3 protein-coding genes are annotated in these 8,933 nt (G+C 66.2%); all 3 read left to right on the plus strand.

Going from position 1 to position 8,933, the window contains the following annotated elements; translation table 11 throughout:
* Positions 1 to 4 precede the first annotated feature (4 nt).
* The 3 genes from UK23_RS48180 (at position 5) to UK23_RS03010 (ending at position 8,807) form a co-directional block, all read left to right on the plus strand.
* A complete protein-coding gene (locus UK23_RS48180; protein WP_156212690.1) occupies positions 5 to 829 on the plus strand; it encodes a hypothetical protein in 825 nt (274 codons plus the stop codon).
* A gap of 495 nt (positions 830 to 1,324) precedes the next feature.
* A complete protein-coding gene (locus UK23_RS03005; RefSeq protein ID WP_045309771.1) occupies positions 1,325 to 4,810 on the plus strand; it encodes a DNA-directed RNA polymerase subunit beta in 3,486 nt (1,161 codons plus the stop codon).
* A gap of 100 nt (positions 4,811 to 4,910) precedes the next feature.
* Positions 4,911 to 8,807 carry a DNA-directed RNA polymerase subunit beta' gene (locus UK23_RS03010; protein ID WP_045309772.1) on the plus strand — a complete coding sequence of 1,299 codons (3,897 nt, stop codon included), beginning with the start codon at positions 4,911 to 4,913 and terminating at the stop codon, positions 8,805 to 8,807.
* The last annotated feature ends 126 nt before the right edge of the window (positions 8,808 to 8,933 follow it).

Raw genomic sequence — 8,933 nt, forward strand, 5'->3', positions numbered from 1 at the left:
GCACGTGCCTGGACCTCGCCGCCGCCCCATCCCCACGCCACCGTCCGGAGGCCGCCCGAAGGTCGCCGGCCTGCACCGCCGCGCCGCCGAAGAGGCACCGGCTCCCGAGGTCCTCGAGGCCGCGGGGGCTCCGGAGATCGAGGAGCTGGCGGAGGAGCAGGAGGCCGACGAGCTGAAGGCGCCGGAGGCGGTCGAGTGGACGCCGCCGCCCGCTTCGTCGAAGAAGCCGACCGGTGAGAAGAAGCCTGTCGGTGAGAAGAAGGCCGCTGCCGAGCCGGTCGAACCCGCTGTGCCCTCCCGGCCGTCGTGGATCTTGCCGGTGGCCCTGGTCGTGGTCGGTGTGCTGCTGGGCGGCCTCGGCGGCTTCTTCCTCTTCAAGTCGCGCGCGGTGTCCTACGACGCCGCCCTCGTCGACTCGGCGACCACCTCGGCGGTGAACGGCCAGATCCGCGAGGCCGTCGAGAAGTCCTTCTCGTACAACTTCGCCGACGTCGAGTCCACCGAGAAGGCGGCCCGCGAACTGCTCACCGGCAAGGCCTTGTGCCAGTACAACGCCGTGTTCGGCCCGGTGAAGGAAGTCGCGCCCCAGCAGAAGCTGGTCGTGACCGTCCGGGTCGTCTCCTCCGCCGTCTCGTCCCTGAAGGACGGCCGCGCCACCGTCCTGGTCTTCGCCGACCAGGTCACCACCCGCACCACCGACAACCAGTCGGGCGGCGGCACCGCCATGCTCCGGGTGAGCGCCATCGACGACGGCGGCCGCTGGAAGATCGACAACATGGAGATGTTCGGCGCGACGGCAGACCAGAACCGTCAGCTCCAGGGCTGCTGACCCAGGCAAGTCGTTTGGCCCGGGCCGGTTTCGGCCCGGGCTTCGTCGTGTCCTAAGATCAACAACCCTCGGGCATGCCCTGGAAGCACCCCTGAGACACCCTCCGCCAGTCCCGACACGCGTGATCTCGGTCACACAAATCTCGTGGCGCTCTGTTAGTCCGCTTGAAGCCGCCAACTTCCCACCAAATCGGCCGCACGCGTGTTTATGCAGGTCAAATGGGTGACAGTCGGTAAATGGCGCTCCATCCACAGGGTGGATCGACTGTCCACATCTTGACTGCGCGCTCATGCAGGGTCACTCTGTCGGTGAGCAAGAGGAGGGTCCTTCCAGGTGCCTCTCGACAGTCGCCGTGCGCGTGGCTAGACTGCCCCTTTGCGCTGCCCATTTTCCGCTTGCCCTTCGCCGAGAGCGTGGATTAGTCGAGCAGCGCCGCACCCTTGACAGCCGTGCTAGTTCGCTCTAGCCAGCTATTTGTCCCTGGAAGGACGCATCTTGGCGATCTCTCGCGCGACCAAGGCCACTGCTGCGACCAACTCCACGTCGGGGATCCCTGGAGCGCCGAAGCGGGTCTCGTTCGCGAAGATTCACGAGCCGCTTTCGACGCCCAACCTGCTTGACCTGCAGATCCAGTCCTTTGAGTGGTTGACCGGCGATGAGGCGTGGTTCCAGCGCCGCGTCGACGCCGGCGACGAGACCCCGACGGGCGGCCTCGAAGAGGTCCTCAACGAGATCTCGCCGATCGAGGACTTCTCCGGCTCCATGTCACTGTCCTTCTCCGACCCGCGCTTCGACGAGGTCAAGGCCTCGACCGAAGAGTGCAAGGACAAGGACATGACGTACGCGGCACCGTTGTTCGTCACGGCGGAATTCACCAACCACACCACTGGCGAGATCAAGAGCCAGACGGTGTTCATGGGTGACTTCCCGATGATGACGAACAAGGGCACGTTCATCATCAACGGCACTGAGCGCGTGGTGGTCTCTCAGCTCGTGCGTTCGCCTGGTGTCTACTACGACACCGCGGTCGACAAGACGACGGACAAGGACGTCTTCAGCGTCAAGATCATCCCGTCTCGGGGTGCCTGGCTGGAGTTCGACGTCGACAAGCGCGACACCGTTGGTGTCCGCATCGACCGCAAGCGTCGCCAGCCGGTGACGGTGCTGCTGAAGGCTCTGGGCTGGAGCACCGAGCAGATCCGCGAGCGGTTCGCGTTCAGCGAGACGTTGCTGACCACGCTCGAGAAGGATCACACCGCGGGTACCGACGAGGCGTTGCTCGACATCTACCGCAAGCTGCGTCCGGGCGAGCCGCCGACGAAGGAGTCGGCGCAGGCCCTGCTGGAGAACCTGTTCTTCAAGGACAAGCGCTACGACCTGGCGAAGGTCGGCCGGTACAAGATCAACAAGAAGCTCGGCGTCACCAGTGAGATCAACACCGGTGTGCTGACCGAGGACGACATCGTCACGACGATCGAGTACCTCGTCCGCCTGCACGCCGGTGAGACGCAGATGGACGGTGCCGACGGCACCGTGGTTCCCGTCGAGGTCGACGACATCGACCACTTCGGCAACCGCCGCCTGCGCACCGTTGGTGAGCTGATCCAGAACCAGATCCGCGTCGGTCTGTCCCGCATGGAGCGCGTCGTCCGCGAGCGCATGACCACGCAGGACGTCGAGGCCATCACGCCGCAGACCCTGATCAACATCCGTCCCGTCGTGGCGGCGATCAAGGAGTTCTTCGGCACCTCGCAGCTGTCGCAGTTCATGGACCAGACCAACCCCCTGGCGGGCCTGACCCACAAGCGTCGCCTGTCGGCGCTGGGTCCGGGTGGTCTGTCCCGTGAGCGGGCGGGCATGGAGGTCCGCGACGTCCACCCGTCGCACTACGGCCGCATGTGCCCGATCGAGACGCCGGAAGGCCCGAACATCGGTCTGATCGGATCGCTGTCGAGCTACGCGCGGGTCAACCCGTTCGGCTTCATCGAGACGCCGTACCGCAAGGTCGTCGACGGCCGGGTCACCGACCAGATCGACTACCTGACCGCGGACGAGGAAGACCGCTACGTCAAGGCGCAGGCGAACTCGCCGACCGACGACGAGGGCAACTTCACCGACGACCGCGTCCTGGTCCGCAAGAAGGGCGGCGAGGTCGAGTTCATCGACCCGACCGACGTCGACTACATGGACGTCTCGCCGCGCCAGATGGTGTCGGCAGCGACCGCCATGATCCCGTTCCTCGAGCACGACGACGCCAACCGCGCCCTGATGGGTGCGAACATGCAGCGTCAGGCCGTGCCGCTGCTCCGCTCCGAGTCGCCGCTGGTCGGCACCGGTATGGAGCTGCGCGCTGCCGTCGACGCCGGTGACGTCGTCGTCGCGAAGAAGACGGGTGTGGTCGAGGAGGTCTCCGCCGACTACATCACCGTCATGGCCGACGACGGTGCGCGCAACACCTACGCGCTGCACAAGTTCCGCCGCTCGAACCAGGGCACCTGCATCAACCAGAAGCCCATCGTCAACGAGGGCGACCGGATCGAGGCGGGTCAGGTTCTGGCCGACGGTCCTTGCACCGAGAACGCCGAGATGGCGCTCGGCAAGAACCTGCTCGTGGCGATCATGCCGTGGGAAGGCCACAACTACGAGGACGCGATCATCCTGTCGCAGCGCCTCGTGCAGGACGACGTTCTCACCTCGATCCACATCGAGGAGCACGAGATCGACGCCCGCGACACGAAGCTCGGCGCCGAGGAGATCACCCGGGACATCCCGAACGTCTCCGAAGAGGTCCTGGCCGACCTGGACGAGCGCGGCATCATCCGCATCGGTGCCGAGGTCCAGCCGGGCGACATCCTCGTCGGCAAGGTCACGCCCAAGGGCGAGACCGAGCTGACGCCCGAGGAGCGCCTGCTCCGCGCGATCTTCGGTGAGAAGGCGCGCGAGGTCCGCGACACGTCGCTGAAGGTGCCGCACGGCGAGTACGGCAAGGTCATCGGCATCCGCGTCTTCTCGCGTGAGGACGACGACGAGCTGCCTCCGGGCGTGAACGAGCTCGTCCGCGTCTACGTGGCCCAGAAGCGCAAGATCCAGGACGGCGACAAGCTCGCCGGCCGCCACGGCAACAAGGGCGTCATCGGCAAGATCCTCCCCGCGGAGGACATGCCGTTCCTCGAGGACGGCACGCCGGTCGACATCATCCTGAACACCCACGGTGTGCCGCGTCGTATGAACATCGGCCAGGTGCTGGAGACCCACCTCGGGTGGATCGCCAAGCAGGGCTGGAGCATCAACGGCGACCCGGACTGGGCGAAGAACCTGTCCGAGGAGCTGTACGACGTCGAGCCGGGCACGAAGACCGCCACGCCGGTGTTCGACGGTGCGAAGGAAGAAGAGATCACGGGTCTGCTGGGCTCCACCATCCCGAACCGCGACGGTGAGCGGATGGTCAAGGAGAACGGCAAGGCGCAGCTCTTCGACGGTCGCTCCGGTGAGCCGTACCCGTTCCCGGTGTCGGTCGGCTACATGTACATCCTGAAGCTGCTGCACCTGGTCGACGACAAGATCCACGCGCGTTCGACCGGCCCGTACTCGATGATCACGCAGCAGCCGCTGGGTGGTAAGGCGCAGTTCGGTGGTCAGCGTTTCGGTGAGATGGAGTGCTGGGCGATGCAGGCGTACGGCGCCGCATACACCCTGCAGGAGCTGCTCACCATCAAGTCCGACGACGTGCTCGGCCGCGTGAAGGTCTACGAGGCCATCGTCAAGGGCGAGAACATCCCGGAACCCGGTATCCCGGAGTCCTTCAAGGTGCTGCTCAAGGAGCTGCAGTCGCTCTGCCTCAACGTCGAGGTCCTGTCTTCGGACGGTGCCGCGATCGAGATGCGCGACGGCGACGACGAGGACCTGGAGCGCGCGGCCGCGAACCTCGGCATCAACCTGTCGAGGTCCGAGTCGCCCTCCGTGGACGACGTCGTCAACTAGTCACCTCGCCGGTCAGGGAGCACAGTGCCTCCCGCGCAGTGCTCCCTGACCCTCCGACCAGCTCCTTTGCCACCGATCTAAAAAGGGGAAGAGAGTAGACGTGCTCGACGTCAACTTCTTCGATGAGCTCCGTATTGGTCTCGCGACCGCGGACGACATCCGCCAGTGGTCTTTCGGCGAGGTCAAGAAGCCCGAGACCATCAACTACCGCACGCTCAAGCCTGAGAAGGACGGCTTGTTCTGCGAGAAGATCTTCGGTCCCACCAGGGACTGGGAGTGCTACTGCGGCAAGTACAAGCGCGTGCGCTTCAAGGGCATCATCTGTGAGCGCTGCGGCGTCGAGGTGACCCGTGCGAAGGTGCGTCGTGAGCGCATGGGCCACATCGAGCTCGCCGCTCCGGTCACGCACATCTGGTACTTCAAGGGCGTCCCCAGCCGGTTGGGCTACCTGCTCGACCTGGCCCCCAAGGACCTCGAGAAGATCATCTACTTCGCCGCCTACGTCATCGTGGGCGTGAACGCCGAGCTGCGCCACAACGACCTGCCGACGCTCGAGAGCGAGATGCAGGTCGAGCGCAAGCGCGTCGAGAACCGCCGCGACGCCGACGTGGAGGCCCGCGCCCAGAAGCTCGAGGCCGACCTGGCCGAGCTCGAGGCCGAGGGTGCCAAGTCCGACGTGCGCCGCAAGGTCAAGGAGGGTGGCGAACGTGAGATGCGCCAGCTCCGCGACCGCGCCCAGCGCGAGCTGGACCGCCTCGACGAGATCTGGTCCACGTTCACCAAGCTCGAGCGCGCTCAGCTGATCGCGGACGAGCTGCTCTACCGCGAGCTGTACGACCGCTACGGCGACTACTTCACCGGTGCCATGGGCGCGGAGGCCATCCAGAAGCTGCTGGGTGACTACGACGTCGACGCCGAGGCCGACATCCTGCGCGAGACGATCCGCAGCGGTAAGGGCCAGAAGAAGCTGCGTGCGCTCAAGCGCCTCAAGGTCGTTGCCGCCTTCCAGGCGACCCGCAACAACCCGCAGGGCATGGTCCTGGACTGCGTCCCGGTCATCCCGCCGGACCTGCGCCCGATGGTGCAGCTCGACGGTGGCCGCTTCGCCACGTCCGACCTGAACGACCTGTACCGCCGCGTCATCAACCGCAACAACCGGTTGAAGCGACTGATCGACCTCGGCGCGCCCGAGATCATCGTCAACAACGAGAAGCGGATGCTGCAGGAGGCCGTCGACGCGCTGTTCGACAACGGCCGCCGCGGCCGCCCGGTCACCGGTCCCGGTAACCGCCCGCTGAAGTCGCTGTCCGACCTGCTGAAGGGCAAGCAGGGCCGGTTCCGTCAGAACCTGCTCGGCAAGCGCGTCGACTACTCCGGCCGTTCGGTCATCGTGGTCGGCCCGCAGCTCAAGCTGCACCAGTGCGGTCTGCCCAAGCAGATGGCCCTGGAGCTCTTCAAGCCGTTCGTGATGAAGCGGCTCGTGGACCTCAACCACGCGCAGAACATCAAGTCCGCCAAGCGGATGGTCGAGCGTGCGCGCCCGGCCGTGTGGGACGTGCTGGAAGAGGTCATCACCGAGCACCCGGTGCTGCTCAACCGCGCACCTACGCTGCACCGCCTCGGCATCCAGGCCTTCGAGCCGCAGCTGGTCGAGGGCAAGGCCATCCAGCTGCACCCGTTGGTCTGTGAGGCGTTCAACGCCGACTTCGACGGTGACCAGATGGCAGTCCACCTGCCGCTGTCCGCCGAGGCGCAGGCCGAGGCCCGCGTGCTGATGCTGTCGTCGAACAACATCCTGTCCCCGGCGTCCGGCAAGCCGCTGGCCATGCCGCGTCTGGACATGGTGACGGGTCTGTACCACCTGACCCGCCACAAGCCCGGCGATATCGGCGAGGGTCACTTCTACTCGTCGCCCGCCGAGGCCCTGATGGCGTTCGACCGCAAGGTCCTGGGCCTGCAGTCGATGGTGAAGATCCGCGTCTCCGACAAGAACCCGCCCAAGGGGCAGGAGCCGGAGGGCTGGGAGCCCGGTCAGCCGTGGCTCGCGGAGACCACGCTGGGTCGCGTGCTGTTCAACGAGATCCTGCCGCAGGACTACGCCTTCATCAACGAGGTCATGCCCAAGAAGCGGCAGGCCATCATCATCAACGACCTCGCCGAGCGGTACCCGATGGTCACCGTCGCCCGGACGCTGGACAAGCTGAAGGACGCCGGTTTCCACTGGGCCACCCGTTCCGGTGTGACCGTCGCGATCTCGGACGTCCTCGTCCCCGCCGCGAAGCAGGACATCCTCGAGGAGCACGAGCGCCTCGCGGACGCGGTGGAGAAGCGCTACCAGCGCGGTCAGCTCTCCCACGAGGAGCGCAACTCCGAGCTGGTCAAGGTGTGGACCAAGGCCACCGAGCAGGTCCACGAGATCATGGAAGACAACTTCCCCGAGGACAACTCGATCCGCGTCATCGTCCAGTCCGGCGCCGCCGGCAACATGACGCAGGTCCGTTCGCTCGCGGGTATGCGTGGTCTCGTCACCAACCCGAAGGGTGAGTACATCCCGCGTCCGATCAAGAACTCGTTCCGCGAGGGCTTGTCGGTGCTGGAGTACTTCATCGCGACCCACGGTGCTCGTAAGGGTCTTGCCGACACCGCGCTTCGTACCGCCGACTCGGGTTACCTGACCCGTCGTCTGGTGGACGTCTCGCAGGACGTCATCATCCGCGAGGTCGACTGCGGCACCACCCGTGGTGTGCAGATGACCGTCGGCGAGCAGCTGGGCGACAAGGTCGGCCTGCACGAGTTCGCGCAGACCTCGGTCTACGCCCGCACGGTCGCGGACGACATCCTCGACGCTCAGGGCAACCTCGTCCTGAACCGCGGCGACGACCTCGGCGACCCGGCGCTCCAGTCGCTGGTCGAGGCCGGCATCGTTCGCGTCAAGGTCCGCTCGGTGCTGACCTGCGAGTCCGCGGTCGGTGTGTGCGCGTCCTGCTACGGCCGCTCGATGGCCACCGGCCAGCTGGTCGACGTCGGCGAGGCCGTCGGCATCGTCGCCGCCCAGTCGATCGGTGAGCCCGGCACGCAGCTGACGATGCGTACGTTCCACCAGGGTGGTGTGGCCGGTGACGACATCACGACCGGTCTGCCCCGTGTCCAGGAGCTCTTCGAGGCCCGCGTCCCGAAGGGCAAGGCGCCGATCGCCGACGTCGACGGCCGCGTCCGCATCGAGGACGGCGACCGCTTCTGGAAGATCACGCTGATCCCGGACGACGGCTCCGAGGAGATCGTGTTCGAGAAGCTGTCCAAGCGTCAGCGTCTCGCCAACACGGCGACCGGCCCGCTGCAGGACGGCGACCACGTGGCCGTCGGTCAGCAGCTGCTGGAAGGTACTCCGGACCCGCACGAGGTCCTGCGCGTCATGGGCCCGCGCGAGGCCCAGCTGCACCTGGTGCAGGAAGTGCAGAAGGTGTACCGCGCCCAGGGTGTGGCCATCCACGACAAGCACATCGAGGTCATCGTCCGGCAGATGCTGCGCCGGGTCACGATCATCGACTCGGGTGCCACGGAGTTCCTGCCCGGCTCGCTGGTCGAGCGCGCGGACTTCGAGTCCGGTAACCGCGCTGTCGTGGCCGAGGGTGGCGAGCCGGCTGCCGGTCGCCCCGTGCTGATGGGTATCACGAAGGCCTCGCTGGCTACGGACTCGTGGCTGTCGGCGGCGTCGTTCCAGGAGACCACGCGAGTTCTGACCGACGCTGCTATCAACGGGCGTTCGGACAAGCTCATCGGTCTCAAGGAGAACGTGATCATCGGTAAGTTGATCCCGGCTGGTACGGGTATCAACAGGTACCGGAACATCCAGGTCCAGCCGACTGAGGAGGCGCGTGCGGCTGCGTACGCGATCCCCTCGTATGACGACGGGTACTACACGCCTGACGTCTTCGGGACTGGGACTGGTGCTGCGGTGCCGCTGGACGACTACGACTTCGGGCGGGACTACCGCTGAACGCGTAGGTTGATCTGAGGGACAGCCCCTGGAGCTTCGGCTTCCAGGGGCTGTTTCTTGTTTGTGGGGGGCCGCGTTCGGTGGGGAGGTCCGTAGTGTTCCCCGGGTTGTGGGCGTTCACCTTGC

It is taken from the genome of Lentzea aerocolonigenes (genome assembly GCF_000955955.1).
GTDB lineage: Bacteria > Actinomycetota > Actinomycetes > Mycobacteriales > Pseudonocardiaceae > Lentzea > Lentzea aerocolonigenes_A.